Raw genomic sequence first — 14,161 nt, 5'->3', positions numbered from 1 at the left:
GATGTGCCTTGTCAGACCTTGCCTTTCCAGGGCACCAGCACACGTTCGAGATAGCGCATGATCAGATCGAATCCGAACGCGAAGAAGCCGATCACGATGATCCCCATGATCACGATGTCCGACGCGAGGAATTCCGCCGCGTTGAGCACCATGAACCCGAGACCGCTCGATGCCGCCACCATTTCGGCAGCCACCAGCGTGGTCCAGCCCACACCAATACCAATACGCATGCCCGTGAAGATTTCAGGCAGCGCCGATTTGACGATCACGTGCATGACGATCTGACGCGGCGACGCGCCCATCGAGTACGCGGCGTGAATCTGTTCCAGCGAGACCGAGCGAACCCCTGCCCGTGCCGCGATGGCCAGCGGTGCGAAGATCGCCAGATAGATCAGGAAGACTTTTGAGAACTCGCCGATGCCGAACCAGATGATCACGAGCGGCAGATAGGCCAGCGGCGGCAGCGGACGGTAGAACTCGATGGGCGGATCGAAGACGCCGCGTCCGATGCGCGAGACGCCCATCAGAATGCCGACCGGAATCGCCGTGATACACGCGAGCGCGAAGGCGCCGAACACGCGGTAGAGGCTGGCGAGCGTGTGCTGCCACAACGTCGATCCGGCGAAGCCTTCCGTCGAGACCTGAATGAATTTCTCGACGATGGCGCGCGGTCCCGGGAGGAACAGCGGCTTGATCATGCCGGACGACGTGATCGCGACCCACAGCAACAGCAGCGCGAAGACGGTCACGACACTGATCGCGAAGCTGGGCCCCTGGCCGGGTGCGCCGAACGATTCGCCCGCCTTGACGGGGCGCGGCGCGAACATGCGCGCGAACAGGCCGCGCTTGCGCGGCGAACTGGCGGCACGCGCCATGCCGTTCGAGGCGGAGGGCGTGGCGGCGTGCGCGTGAGGATTGGTGACGGGTTTGGTCATCATGATGGCTCGTCTCCGGCGTCGCTCAGGCGGCGACCGCGCCGGCAGACGTCGTCTGCCCGGCACGCTCGTCGCCGTAGATGATGCTGAGCACGGTCTCGCGCATGGCGATGAAATCGGGGCTCGACTTGATGGCGCGCGCATCGCGGGATTCGAGGTAGCGCTTGTTGAAGTCGAGTTCGTAGGTGTGTGTGATGCGTCCCGGGCGGGGTGACATCACGATCAGGCGACTGGCGAGGAACAGCGCTTCCTCCACGCTATGCGTGATGAAGAAGATCATCTTCTGCGTTTCGCGCCAGACGTCGAGCAACAACTCCTGGATGGTTTCCCGCGTGAGCGCGTCGAGCGCGGCCATCGGTTCGTCCATGAGCAGCATCGACGGATTGCAGGTCAGGGCGCGAGCGATCCCCACGCGCTGCTGCATGCCGCCCGAGAGCTGATAGATCATGTGATGGTGAAAGTCCTGCAAGCCGACAAGCGCCAGATTGCGCGCGGCACGGGCGCGGCGCTCGGTCTTGGGCACGCCTTGCAGCTTGAGTCCGAACTCGGTGTTCTCCATCACGCTCAGCCACGGCAGCAGGGCATGCTTCTGGAACACCACGCCACGGTCGGCGCCGGGGCCTTCGATGGGCGAGTCGCCGAGCAGCAGTTCGCCGGACGTCGGTGCGATGAAGCCCGCCATCAGACTGAGGAGCGTGGTCTTGCCGCAACCCGAGGCGCCGAGCGCCACCACGAAGTCGCCGGGCGCGATGGTCAGATCGACATGGGCGAGTGCCTGCACCTGCTCGCCGGGGCGCCGGCCGGGATACACGACGCTGACGTCGTTGACGATGAGTTGTTCCATGAAGCCCTTCTCCAGCAGATCCAGCGATCGGGGAGGGGCCACCGCGCCGGACCTGCCGGCATGACGGCCCCGGTGCGGCTTACTTCAGCTTGAGTGCGGCGTCGACATAGCGCGACGTGACATACGACGTGTAGTCCGCCTTGACGGCGTTGATCTTCTGCTGACTCTTCAGAAACTCGGCGGTGTCCTTGAGCGCCTTGGCCGCACGGCTGTCCTTGCCGCCGCCCAGCCACTCGGCCGACGCCTGCTGCTGCGCCGACGGATAGGCGTAGAGCGAGAGCGCGCCGGGCACGTCTTCCGGTTTGCCGCCGATGGTCTTCACGATCGACTTCACCTGCGGGGATGCGGGCGTCCATGCCGCCTGATTCTGGCGATAGGCCGCATCGGCGTCGGCGATCACCTTGACGAACTTCGCCATGAAGTCGGCATTCGCTTCACCCCATTTACGGTCGACGGCAATCCCGTCGAAGGTCGGCTTGCCTTGCTTCGACAGCTCGCCGGACGTGATGAGCACGTGCCCGCTTTGCTTGATCTGAGCGAGCGCCGGATCCCATACGTAGGCCGCATCGATGTCACCCCGCTCCCACGCGGCGACGATCTGGTTCGGCTGCATGTTGAGCACCTGCACTTCGGTCGGTTTGATGCCCCACTGTTGCAGCGCGAACATCGTGTGGTAGTGCGTTGTCGAGACGAACGGCACGCCGATCTTCTTGCCCTTCAGATCGGCAGGCGTCTTGATGTTCGACGCATTGCGCACGACCATCGCTTCGGCCTGGTTGATGTCGTCGAGAATCCAGAACAGTTGCAGATCCAGCCCCTGCGAGACGGCGGCCGCCATCGGGCTGGAACCGAGCACGCCGATCTTGATGTCGCCGGAGGCGAGTGCGGTGGCGACCTTTGCGCCGGATTCGAACTGGCGCCAGTGGATCTTGTAACCCGTCGCCTTCTCGAAGTCGCCGCTCGCGATGGCGACCAGCCACGGATCGACGATCTGCTGATACGCGATCGTCACCTCCTTCTCCTGCGCTTGCGCGGTCGCAGGCAGCGTCAAGCCGAGCATCAGCGTCGCGGGAAGCGCGGCTGCCGCCAGCGCCGTGGCAGCGAACACCCGTCGCAGCCGGTTCGGAAGTCCAGTCATGGTTCACCTCTAATCGGAAAGTTTTCGGTGGAACACTCGGGTTGACGCATCCGCTATGACAAATCGGCGTCAAGTGACTGCATCATTGCCGCGCACTTTTTTGTTCGTTAGAGCCAGTTGGCCGCATTTGATGATGCCAACTGGTCCAGTTACGGCGAAATCGCCCGCCAAGGCGCACGGATGCTGGCATTCGGCCCTTTTTCTCGCGTCTTCGGATAAACCCCAATTCGGAATAAACGTCACCGTCTCATGAGTAATAATTGACGTTCTGGAAGTGACATAAGAAAGGGGACGCGATGTCGAGCCGGATTTCTGCGGCGATGTGGAACCAGTTGTTCTCGGTGTCGGCGCGAGCGGGCATGAGTTTGCAGAGCCAGATTCGCCAGATGCTGGTGTCGGCGATTCTGGACGAGCGTCTGATGCGCGGCGCTGCGGTGCCGTCCTCGCGCGAACTGGCCGAAGGGCTGGGCGTGGCGCGCAACACGGTGGTGCTGGCGTACCAGCAACTGGTAGACGAGGGGTATCTGATCGCGCGCGAGCGGCGCGGTTACTTCGTCAATGGCGATATCCTTGCGCCGCGCGTCGGGTCGCAAAGCGCGTCGGCGCGTGATGGCCGTGGCGCTGCGCTTGCGCCGACTGATGACGACGCGGCTGGCACCATCGCGCCGCTGGACCCGTCCACGCCGGATTGGGAGGGGCGATACGTCGTGCGTCCGTCGGCACAGCGCAACATCGTCAAGCCGATCGACTGGCAGCAATACCAGTACCCGTTCATTTACGGGCAGTTCGATCCGACGATGTTTCCGACGGCGGACTGGCGCGAGTGTTGCCACAAGGCGCTGACCGTCATGGAGATTCGCGACTGGGCGCCGGACATGATCGCGCGCGACGACGAGACGCTGATCCAGCAGATTCGCACGCGCGTGTTGCCGCGTCGCGGCGTGTGGGCCGACGCCGACGAAATCGTGCTCACCAACGGCGCACAGCAGGCGTTGTACTTGCTGGCCGATCTGCTGGTCGGTGCGCGCACGACCGTCGGCATCGAAGATCCGGGCTATCCGGATGCGCGCAACATCTTCGCGATGCGCACGCCGAAGCTGATCGGCCTGCCGGTCGACGAACACGGCCTGCCCGTGGACGACCGGTTGTCGCAATGCGATTACGTGTACGTCACGCCGTCACATCAATGTCCGACCACGACGACGATGCCGCTGGCTCATCGTGAGGCGTTGCTGCGTCGTGCCGAGGCCGACGATTTCGTGCTCATCGAAGACGATTACGAAAGCGAGAACAGCTATTCGGACATTCCGATTCCGGCGTTGAAGAGTCTGGACCGCAGCGATCGGGTGATCTATATCGGTAGCCTGTCGAAGTCCTTCGCGCCGGGATTACGGCTGGGGTATATCGTCGCGCCGGCGGCGCTGGTGAACGAGCTGCGCGCGCTGCGGCGGCTGATGATTCGTCACCCGTCGGCATTCATTCAGCGTTCGTTCTCGATGTTTCTCGCGCTGGGCCATCACGATGCGTTGCTGCGGCGTCTGGCCGACACCTACGCCAAGCGCGCCGAAGTGCTGAGCGCGGCGCTCGAGACCCACCTGCCGGAAGTGTCGTTCGTGCGCGTGAAGGGCGGTGCGTCGTGCTGGGTGCAGGGGCCTGCGCAGCTCAATGCGAACGTGCTGGCGGCGAGGGCGAAGTCTCGCGGCATCCTGATCGAGCCGGGCGACGTGTTCTTCATGGGGGATACGCCCCCTCGCAACATGTTCCGGCTGGGCTTCTCGTCCATTCGGCTGGAGCACATCGAAGCGGGAGTCGTCGCGCTCGCGGAAGTGCTGCGCGAGACGATGGCGGAGGCGGCGCCTGCGGCGGGGTAACCTGCCGGTCCCGGCGGGTGCCGGGGCCGCCGCGCATCAGGCGTGCGTCAGGCGCGTGTCGAGATGCCGACCGTCTGACCTTGCAGGCGCGTCATGATGTCGAGCGCCTGTTGCAGACGCTTCGCATTCTCGGGGTCGTTCAGGGCGAGCGCCCCGGCGATGCCCTGACGTGCCCGATCCGCGAAATCGATGCGTTCCGGATCACGATCTGCCGGAATTTCAGGGCTGCCGTCGACCGGCACCTTCATCGTCATCGCCATGAACGGCGAGCTATCGTCGAGCGACATCTGGCCGCTGCGAATCTGGCCGTTGACCCAATCGCGCATCTGCTGACGCGTCATGTCGTGGAAGTCGATCTGGCGCGTGCTTTGCTGTGCGCCGGTCGCGTCGCCGGTTTGCTGCGTTTTCTCCGCCAGCACGGCCTGAAATGATCCGATGTCGGTCCGTCCGTTGCCGGTGCCCGTCTGTTGGCGCCCCGTGAGCGTGTGCGTGATACCACTATCGATTTTCATAGGGATAGGTCAGTTATCCTAACGATAAGGGGGAAATGTTCGTTCCCGGGACAGTAGAGGTTCACGTGTCGCGCGTCAATGCCTTTCGCGCTAGGGCGGGGCGCGACGATGCGCTAAGGATCCCGTTGCCGTCAAGGAATCCCATTGCGACCGTAAAGGCGGAAGCCCTCACGTTCGGACAGGCGTTCGTAATAGGCCGAAACGGCATCTAGCGTCGGGCGCTCGATCGGCACGCTCAACCAGCGGTGCACCGACAGTCCTATCGGAATGTCGGCCAACGTGAAGGTGTCGCCACCCACGAAGGCTTGCGTGTGCTGCAACTGCCGGTCGAGCACGTGCATGAGTGTGTTCCACCGCGCAGCGCTGGCCGCGAGGGCGTTCGGATCGTCATAGCCGGGAGTGCGGCGGACCAGCGACGTAAATGCATATTTCCATGCCGGATTCAGATCCGCCGCCTGCCAGTCGATCCACTGATCGATGCGGGCCCGCTCGCGAGGCGCTGTCGGGTAGAGATCGGTGCGCTCACGCGACGTCGTGAGAAAGCGCAGGATGGTGTTCGACTCCCAGAGCACGAAGCCGTCGTCGTCGACGACCGGCACCATCAGGTTCGGATTGAGCGCGGCAAAAGCGGGGATGTTGAGATTGCGCGACGGGTCGCCGTCGCCCCACGGCTCGTTGACGAACGGTGTGCCGAGTTCATGCGCGAGCCACAACACCTTGCGCACGTTGATGGACGAAGGTCTGCCGAGAATGCGGAGCATGGAAGTCCTGATTCTGGATGGGGGACGCCACGATTCTAGGCCTGCACGCTACGCTTTGCCAGATACAGAATGGGGGGCTTGTCGGGACAACAGTTGCGTATTGAGGCTGATTCGACGCCGATTCGACCCCGATTCGACCCCGATTCGACCCCGATTCGACCCCGATGTCCCGGGGCGGAGATGGCGAAACCGGTGCTCATGGACGGAAACCTGCCGGTGCGGCAAATTCATCGCGGCACGTCATCGCACGGTGCCGGAACGCGCGGGATTCCTGCGCCGCAGGGCGCCCGGTTCGGATAGCATGAACGCCTCGCTTACGCGCATCCGACTACCCGGGAGACACATGAAAGCCATTTGTTGGGCGGCCGCCGCCGCTGTATTGATGATCGGCGCTGCGGCCCACGCCGCACCGTCCGCCGCATCCGCTTCCGCCTGCAACGACCCGCAGGATCAGGCGACGATGAACAAGTGCGCGATGGACGCTTACAAGGCCTCCGACAAGAAGCTCAACGATGCCTTTCAGGCGCTGAACAAGAAACTGAGTCCGGAGGGCAAGGCCGCACTGCAAAAGTCGCAGCGGGCGTGGATCGCGTGGCGCGACGCGCAGTGCACGTTCGAGACGATGGGCTCGGACGGCGGCAGCATTCATCCGCTCGTGATCACCACCTGCTTCGACGAACTGACGAAGGCACAGACCAAGCGTCTGGACAGGATGAACAACTGCGAAGAAGGCGACCTGTCCTGCACTCGCCCCTGATCTGACTCACACATCATGCGTGGCAGCGGGCATCGATCGATGCCCACTGCCGTGCGCTGCTTCAGAACGTATGACGCAACCCTAGCGAGACGCCCATCTTGCTGCCGTAGGTGCCCTGCGAGGCAATCAGCGTGTACTTGCCGCTGATGTTATTGTGGTCGACTTCCAGATAGACGTCCGTGCGCTTGCTCAGTTGGTAATCCGCCATGCCATAGACGGCGGTACGCTTGCCGCCCGGCTGCGCCTGCCAGTCGACGAATCCGCCCACGCCGAGTGTGAGCGCCGGTAGCGGGTTATAGCTCAGGCCGAGCAGCATGACGTTGTTGCGCGTCTCGACCTCCGTCAACTGGCTATGCAGATAGCCGGCCGTGGCTTTCCACGCGCCGAACGCTGCGCCCGTCGAAAAGCCGAACGTGTTGCGCGACTGCGTGCCGTCCGCCGACGTCAGGCGCTGATAGACCAGGGTGCCGTTCACACCGCCCGCCGTATATCCCGCCGTCACCCCCACGCCCGAGTTCGCATGCGTATCGCTCGCGGCATTGCCGAAGGTGTAGGCCGTACCCAGCGAAAAGCCGCCTGCATCGAGGGTGTACTTCACCGTATTGTCGAGACGGCTGCCGACGTAGTTGCTGGCCACGATCAGCGTGTCGAGGTTCGGATTGTTGAAGATCTGCGCCGCGCCCATCGCCGTATAGCCCACGCTGTACTGCCGCCCGATCGACAACGCGCCATAACTGCCGCGCACGCCCACGAACGCCTGACGGCCGAACAGTCGACCCGCACCATTCGACGACGCTTGCCCGAAACCGGCGCTCTTGGTGCCTTGCAACGACGTGCCGTCATCCAGACTGAAGCCGCTCTCCAGCACGAAGAACGTTTCCAGATCGGGGGCGAGTTGCTCGGTGCCCTTGATCCCCCAGCGCGAGCCGGTGAACGAACCCTGCGAGGCGCTGAACAGCTTGCCGTCGCTGGCGCTGGCGTTGGTCTCGTAGCGAATGGCCGTGTCGATGAGGCCGTACAGCGTGACTTCGGCATGTGCGCTCGTGGAGGCGAGCAGCATAGGCGTTGTGCAGGAAAGGCAGGCCGCCGCGTACGCGATGCGGCGTCGTGTTGCGAAAAGCATGACGGGTGTCTCCGATGTGTTTTTTTGAGATGTCGCGGGTGTTGCGGGTATTGCCAGGGGAAGCGGTGAATCAGGCCGGTGGCGATGCTCCGTGCGGGGCTACGGCGAAGACGGCGCTGGCGGTGGCCAGCAGGCGGTCGTCGGCGTCGAGCACCTCGGCTTCGCAGAACGCGAGCGAGCGGCCGCTACGGCGCACCCTTGCATGCGCCGTGATGCGTCCGCGTGCCGGGCGCAGGTAGTTGATCGTGAGGCTGGCGGTGCCGAGGTTGTCGACCGTGCCGCTCGCGCGCGTCGCCATGCCCATCGCCGTATCGAGCAGCGTGGCGATCAGGCCGCCATGCGCGTTGCCGTGCCGGTTCGTATGCCGGTCGAGCACATCGCATGCGAGGACGGCCGTGCCGTCGCCCGATTCCAGCAGCGTGAAGCCCTGGTCGAGGCAGAACTGCGATTCAATACGCAGCGCGCCGGCGGGCACGGGAGACGTGAGGTGCGTCATTGGGCTGCGGTGGCTGCGCTCGCCGACGTGCTCACGCTCAGCATCGGATTCAGCCCAGTGCGTGCGACCCGGCTGGCGAGCTGACGCCCGAGCGCGGTTTCACACGCTTGTGACGCGGCCATCATCGCGGCCAGATCGATGCCCGTATCGACGCCCATCGTCTCCAGCACGTTCACGAAGTCTTCCGTGCAGACATTGCCGGTCACGCCGCCGCCGTACTGCACCTTGGCAGGGTGGCCGCCGGTGCCCCCGAACGCGACATCGAAGTGGCTCACGCCCGCTTCCAGCGCAGCGAGGTAATTGACGATGCCGGTGCCACGGGTGTCGTGAAAATGTGCGATGGCGTGGACGTCGGGGAAGGACGCCAGCATCTGCGAGAACAACGCCTTCGTCGATGCCTGCGTCGCCACGCCGATGGTGTCGCCGAGCGTGATGTATTGCACGCCGAGCGAGGCGAATCGCTCCACGTCCTGAAGTACGCGCGCGGGATCGATGGCCCCTTCGAACGGACATCCGAAGGCCACCGAAATGGTGCCAACCAGACGGAAACGGCCTTGCGCAGCCTTTGCCATCGCCTCGATGCGCAACCACTGGTCGGCGCGCGACTGCTTCAGGTTGCGCGTCGAATGCGAGTCGCTGGCCGACACCAGCAGGCTGATTTCATTGACGCCGATGCCCGCCTCCAGATCGACCAGCGCGCGCTCGACGGCACGCGTGTTGGCGCACGTCGCCTTGTAGTAGACGCCATCGACGCGCGGCAGCACGGCGAGCAGGGCGCTGGCGTCGGCGAACTGCGGCACGACGGCCGGGTTGGAGTAAGACGTCGCCTCCACGCGGCGAAAACCGGCACGTGCGAACCCATCGATCAGATCGCGTTTGGTATCGGTGGCGAGGAAAGCGGTCTCGTGTTGCAGGCCGTCGCGGGCAAAACATTCGCACAGGGTCAATTCGGACATGACGAACGGCGCAGCGCGCCAAAAATGAGTTCGGATGGCACGCATCAAATCATCTAATGTGATGCAATGTCAAATAAATTGTGGGCCGTGAGACACAGGGTTTACCGTAATTATTTATGTTTATTGAGGTTTTTCGCCATGTGAGAAGCGCTGTCTCTATAATTTTGTTTGACGACGTCACATTTGTTGGATTAGGCTAGCCGCCATACCCGTCTTACCCAAGGTTGATGAACCCGATGTCCCGAACCCTGACGCTTCCCGACTCCCTGCGTGTTGAAGATCGCGGCGCTGTGCGCGTGATCACGATGAACCGCCCCGACAAGCGCAACGCGCTGAACAACGAGCTGACCCATGCCTTGCTGGCCGCGCTGCGCGAGGCCGATGCCGATCCCGACGTGAACGCCATCGTGCTGGCTGGTGCGGGGCAGAGCTTCTGTGCGGGGGCCGATGTCAAGGAATTCGGCGGTTTCGTTGCGGGTGGCTCGGATGCCGACGCCGCGCAGGCGGCGCTCAAGCGTGCGCATCTCACGACATCGCTGCACCGCGCGTTCGCCGAGATCGGCACGCCGGTGGTCGGCGCCGCGCAGGGCTATGCCATGGGCGGTGGCGCAGGGCTGGCGCTCGCGTGCGACCTGCTGGTCGTGGGCGAGAGCCTCAAGCTGGGCTATCCCGAACTGAAGCACGGCATCGTGGCCGCGATCGTCATGGCGAATCTGGTGCGTCAGGTAGGACGCAAGACGGCATTCGAGCTGGTCTCGACGGGCGATACCGTCGACGCGTCACGCGCATTGGCGCTGGGCCTCGCCAATCGTGTGAGCCCCGATGCCACGCTGGTTGACGATGCCGTCGCCCTGGCCGCCCGTCTGGCCGACTACGATCCCGTCTCGATGACCGCAACCAAGCGCCTGTTCCATCGCGTGGCCGATTTGCCGCTGACGCAGGCGTTCGACGTCTCGCTCGACACGAACATGATGATGCGCAGCTTCCCCAAGCGCGTGCGTCCGTCATGAATGCACCGATGAAGCCGCTCGCCGGCGTGACGATTCTCGAACTGGCGCGCGTGCTGGCGTGCCCGTTCGCGGACATGATCCTTGCGGAACTGGGTGCCACGGTCATCAAGATCGAGCAGCCGGGCAGCGGGGACGAAACCCGCACGTTCGAGCCGAAAGTCGGCGACGAGTCGGCGTACTACTTCGCCTGCAACCGCAGCAAGCAGTCCGTCACGGCGAATATGAAGACGGAGGCGGGCCGCGCGATCATTCGCGATCTCGCCGCGCGCGCCGACGTGCTGCTGGAGAACTTTCCCGTCGGCACGCTCAAGCGCTACGGCCTCGATCAGGCGGCGCTGCGCGAAGCCAATCCGAAGCTCATTTACGTCTCCTGCACCGGCTTCGGCCAGACAGGCCCGTATGCGAAACGCAAAGGCTACGACACCGTCTTTCAGGCGATGGGCGGTCTGATGAGTCTGACGGGCGAGCGCGGCGGCGGTCCGGTAAAGCCCGGGTTGCCGATTGCCGACCTGTCGTCGGGGTTGTGGATCGCAATTGCCATTCTCAGCGCCTTGCAAGGGCGCACGCAGACCGGCGCCGGGTGTCACGTCGATTTCTCGATGCTCGACGGTCAGGTCAGTCTGCTCACGCTCGCCGCCGGACGCTACTTCGCGCTGGGCGAAGTGCCGCCGCGTCTGGGCACGGAACATCCGGGTCGTGTCCCGTCGGCCACGTTCGCGTGCAGCGACGGGGCTTACGTCCATATCACGTGCAGCGATCAGCACTGGCTGCCGCTGTGTGAATTGCTAGGACTCGACGAGCTGGCCGCCGATGCCACGCTCGCGACCAACGCCGGCCGTGTCGAGCATCGTGATCGCCTGATGGCGGCGCTGACGGCGGCGATCTCTCGCAAGACCCGTCGCGAACTGTGCGACGCGTGCGACGCCGCTGGTGTGCCTGCCGGTCCGATTCAGCATGTCGACGAAGTGCTTGCGGATCCCCACGTGCTGGCTCGCGGCATGGTGAGCGAGTTCGAGCATCCGTCGGTCGGCAAATTCGGCGCGCTGCCGGTGCCGTTCAAGTTCGACGGCTTCGCCGATCCGGAAGTGGGGCGTCCGCCGCTGCTGGGCGAGCACACCGATCCCGTGCTGGCAGGACTCGGCTACACGCCGGAGCAGATCGCGGCGCTGCGTCGCGATGGCGCCATCTGAATACGATTGAACAGGAAGCGAACAAGCATGAAAGATTGGGAGACATTGGAGGTCTTGCGCGGCGCAGACGGTGCGGATGGTGCAGAGGGCGCTGTCGTCGAGATCGTGCTCAACCGGCCGCAACAGCGTAATGCGCTCAATGCCGTGATGTGCGACGAATTGCGCACGGTCGTTCAGGCGTTGCGTGGCGACGATTCGGTGCGCTGTGTGATCGTGCGCGCCAACGGGCCGGTGTTCTGCGCAGGGGCGGATCTCAAGGAGCGTCAGGGCATGAGCCTCGACGACGTGCGTGCGCGTCGCATCAAGGCGTTTGCCGCTTATGATGCCATCGAGCAGATCGGCAAGCCGTGCATCGCATTGGTCGAAGGCCCGGCCATCGGTTCGGGCGGCGAGATCGCCATGGCGTGCGACTTCATCGTCGCGACTGACAACGCGGCGTTCCGCACGCCTGAAGCGCTTTGGGGGACCGTGGGTGCGACGCAACGCATGCCGCGCGCGGTGGGCAAGCGCCTCGCGAAGGACATGGCGTTCACGGGCCGCACGCTCTCGGCGCAGGAAGCGCGCGAGGCAGGATTGGTGTCGCGCATCGTGCCCGTCGACGACGCGCTGGACGCCGTGCGGGCCATGGCGCAGACCATCGCCGCCGCACCGGCGCTCGCCATGCGGCTGACGAAAGACTGCATCGACCGGGGCGTGGAAACCGATCCGGCCGGCGCGCTCGCCATCGAGATGCTGGCCATCGACACGCTGCTGCAAAGCCCCGACTGGGGCAGCAAGATTGCGCGTTTCGGCAGTGGGACGAGCAACGACGTGAATCACGCGGCCAATGCCGTGAATGGCGTCGAAGGTGTTAAGCAGGGAGGCAGTCATGCGTGAAATGGGCCACGAAGTCTATGCCAGCCAGTTCGGGCTGGAGGGGCCGGTAACGCTGCCCGCCATTCTTGCCGCGCGTGTGCGTGAGACGCCTACGGCCGAAGCGCTGGTGATCGACGGTGAGCGTATCGACTACCGAACGCTGGCGGCACGCGTCGAGCAGGCGGCCGCACGCATGGTGCATCTCGGGGTGCAGCACGGCGAACACGTCGGCATTCTGATGGGCAACTCGGTGAGCTGGGTGGTGCTGTTCTATGCCGCCGCATCGATTGGCGCGGTGGCGGTCCCCGTCAATACGCGCTTCAAGTCGGACGAACTGAATTACTGCCTGAGTCAGGGCGACGTGCGCGTGCTGTTCTACACCGACACGTTCCTCAACATCGATTACACGGCGTTGCTGCGCAGCGTCGAACCGGCTTTCGATGCGGCATTGCCTGGCGATTTTCTCCCGTTGTTGCGGCGCGCCGTGATGGTCGGCGACCGGTCGCGCGGACTGCCGCAGGCCGTCGAGCATTTCGACGATTTGCCCGACACCGCCGAGCTTCGTGCGGAAGTGGCGCGCCGCTCGGCAACGGTGTCGCCAGACGACATTCTGCTGATTCAGTACACCTCGGGCACGACGTCGTTCCCGAAGGGCGTGTTGTTGCGTCATCGCAACATGCTCACGAATGCGGCTGCTTCGGCGCTGCGCATCGGCGTGCGCGCCGACGATCGCTACTTCAGCGTGCGTCCGTTCTTCCACGTCGCGGGCACGACGATGTCGCTGCTCGTCTCGCTGGTCACCGGCGCCTGTCTGTTGTCGGTGCCGTCGTTCGACGTGGCGAAGGTGCTGACCATTCTCGACGAAGAGCGCTGCACGCTCACGTCCGGCAACGACACGATTTTCCTGATGATGATGGGGCACCCCGAATTCCGTCGCGAGCGCATTCATCTGCGCGGCGGCTGGGCGGCGGCCGGTCCCGAGATCATGCAGAAGATTCACGACGTGATGGGCGTGCCGCACATGGTCGGCGCTTACGGGCAATCGGAAGCGTCGCCGAACGTGGTGCTCAACGACTGGCGCGACCCGCTGGCATTGCGTGTGGGCGGCTGGGCGAGTCCGCATCCGGGCATCGAGATCCGCACGGTGTCGCCGGAGACGGGCGACGTGCTGGGGGCGAACGAGCCGGGCGAGATTCAGGTGCGCGGCTGGAGCGTGATGAAGGGCTACTACAACAAGCCGAAGGAGACCGCGCAGGCGTTCAGCGACGACGGCTGGCTGCGCACGGGCGACCTCGGCGTGATCGATGGCGAAGGACGCATGCGCATGATCGGCCGGCTGAAGGACGTGTTCCGCGTCGGCGGCGAGAACGTGGCGCCGGCCGAGGTCGAAGAGACGCTGTTCACGCATCCCGCCGTGCAACTCGCACAGGTCGTCGGTGTGCCGGATGCGCGTCTTGGCGAAGTGCCGGCGGCGTTCGTGGTGCTGCGCCCCGGGGCAGACGTCACAAGCGAGGCGCTCATCGACTGGTGTCGTGCGCGCGCTGCGAATTTCAAGGTGCCGAGGTATCTGCGGTTCGTCGATTCGTTCGATGGCATCGGCATGACGGGAAGCTCGAAAGTGCAGAAGAACAAGCTGCGCGACTACGCGATACGGGAGTTCGGCCTGTCGTGATGCGGTGAAAGCATCGCACAACGGCCGGACCTCATCAAAAA

At 64.3% G+C, this 14,161-nt stretch carries 14 protein-coding genes; 6 read left to right on the top strand and 8 right to left on the bottom strand.

Annotation, left to right across the window (positions count from 1 at the left end; translation table 11 throughout):
• Positions 1-11 precede the first annotated feature (11 nt).
• The 3 genes from A9762_RS00720 to tauA form a co-directional block, all read right to left on the bottom strand.
• The gene (locus A9762_RS00720) at positions 12-875 is read right to left on the bottom strand and encodes an ABC transporter permease subunit (RefSeq protein ID WP_069340433.1); all 864 of its coding nucleotides are present in this window, start codon (positions 873-875) and stop codon (positions 12-14) included.
• A gap of 85 nt (positions 876-960) precedes the next feature.
• Positions 961-1,779, bottom strand: a complete 819-nt coding sequence (locus A9762_RS00715) for a taurine ABC transporter ATP-binding protein (protein ID WP_069340126.1) — start codon at positions 1,777-1,779, stop codon at positions 961-963.
• A 79-nt stretch (positions 1,780-1,858) separates the two neighbouring features.
• A complete protein-coding gene (gene tauA, locus A9762_RS00710; protein ID WP_139133009.1) occupies positions 1,859-2,917 on the bottom strand; it encodes a taurine ABC transporter substrate-binding protein in 1,059 nt (352 codons plus the stop codon).
• Positions 2,918-3,213: 296 nt separating this feature from the next.
• Here tauA and A9762_RS00705 point away from each other — a divergent pair, with 296 nt between their 5' ends.
• Complete coding sequence (locus tag A9762_RS00705; RefSeq protein WP_069340125.1) at positions 3,214-4,788, top strand: PLP-dependent aminotransferase family protein; 1,575 nt, start codon at positions 3,214-3,216, stop codon at positions 4,786-4,788.
• Positions 4,789-4,835: 47 nt separating this feature from the next.
• Here the strand turns inward: A9762_RS00705 and A9762_RS00700 are convergent, their stop codons facing one another.
• Both A9762_RS00700 and A9762_RS00695 read right to left on the bottom strand, forming a co-directional pair.
• Complete coding sequence (locus A9762_RS00700) at positions 4,836-5,300, bottom strand: hypothetical protein (protein ID WP_069340124.1); 465 nt, start codon at positions 5,298-5,300, stop codon at positions 4,836-4,838.
• A 131-nt stretch (positions 5,301-5,431) separates the two neighbouring features.
• Positions 5,432-6,061 carry a glutathione S-transferase N-terminal domain-containing protein gene (locus A9762_RS00695; protein WP_069340123.1) on the bottom strand — a complete coding sequence of 210 codons (630 nt, stop codon included), beginning with the start codon at positions 6,059-6,061 and terminating at the stop codon, positions 5,432-5,434.
• 343 nt (positions 6,062-6,404) lie between these two features.
• On the opposite strand from A9762_RS00695, the gene A9762_RS28780 reads away from it, so the two are divergent.
• The gene (locus A9762_RS28780) at positions 6,405-6,818 is read left to right on the top strand and encodes a lysozyme inhibitor LprI family protein (protein ID WP_170836153.1); all 414 of its coding nucleotides are present in this window, start codon (positions 6,405-6,407) and stop codon (positions 6,816-6,818) included.
• 61 nt (positions 6,819-6,879) lie between these two features.
• Here A9762_RS28780 and A9762_RS00685 read toward each other — a convergent pair whose 3' ends face one another.
• The 3 genes from A9762_RS00685 to A9762_RS00675 all read right to left on the bottom strand — a co-directional run bounded on the left by A9762_RS00685 (position 6,880) and on the right by A9762_RS00675 (position 9,393).
• Positions 6,880-7,878, bottom strand: coding sequence for a porin (locus A9762_RS00685; RefSeq protein WP_069340121.1), 999 nt, complete (start codon positions 7,876-7,878; stop codon positions 6,880-6,882).
• Between the two features lie 133 nt (positions 7,879-8,011).
• Positions 8,012-8,437, bottom strand: a complete 426-nt coding sequence (locus tag A9762_RS00680; RefSeq protein WP_083253514.1) for a PaaI family thioesterase — start codon at positions 8,435-8,437, stop codon at positions 8,012-8,014.
• Positions 8,434-9,393, bottom strand: a complete 960-nt coding sequence (locus tag A9762_RS00675) for a hydroxymethylglutaryl-CoA lyase (RefSeq protein WP_069340120.1) — start codon at positions 9,391-9,393, stop codon at positions 8,434-8,436. The genes A9762_RS00680 and A9762_RS00675 overlap by 4 nt, the downstream gene beginning before the upstream one ends.
• 236 nt (positions 9,394-9,629) lie before the next feature.
• Here A9762_RS00675 and A9762_RS00670 point away from each other — a divergent pair, with 236 nt between their 5' ends.
• From A9762_RS00670 to A9762_RS00655, 4 genes are read left to right on the top strand one after another with little or no spacing between them, the layout of a single operon-like run.
• On the top strand, positions 9,630-10,403 hold the full coding sequence (locus A9762_RS00670) for an enoyl-CoA hydratase/isomerase family protein (RefSeq protein ID WP_069340119.1): 774 nt from the start codon (positions 9,630-9,632) through the stop codon (positions 10,401-10,403).
• A gap of 8 nt (positions 10,404-10,411) precedes the next feature.
• A complete protein-coding gene (locus A9762_RS00665; RefSeq protein WP_069340118.1) occupies positions 10,412-11,593 on the top strand; it encodes a CaiB/BaiF CoA-transferase family protein in 1,182 nt (393 codons plus the stop codon).
• A gap of 27 nt (positions 11,594-11,620) precedes the next feature.
• Entirely contained in the window at positions 11,621-12,469 is an 849-nt protein-coding gene (locus A9762_RS00660) for an enoyl-CoA hydratase/isomerase family protein (protein WP_069340117.1), read from the top strand.
• The gene (locus A9762_RS00655; RefSeq protein WP_240493394.1) at positions 12,462-14,120 is read left to right on the top strand and encodes an AMP-binding protein; all 1,659 of its coding nucleotides are present in this window, start codon (positions 12,462-12,464) and stop codon (positions 14,118-14,120) included. Before A9762_RS00660 ends, A9762_RS00655 begins: the two co-directional genes overlap by 8 nt.
• The last annotated feature ends 41 nt before the right edge of the window (positions 14,121-14,161 follow it).

This window comes from Pandoraea sp. ISTKB (genome assembly GCF_001721285.1).
Classification (GTDB): domain Bacteria; phylum Pseudomonadota; class Gammaproteobacteria; order Burkholderiales; family Burkholderiaceae; genus Pandoraea; species Pandoraea capi.
This window is presented reverse-complemented; position numbering and strand designations above follow the sequence as displayed.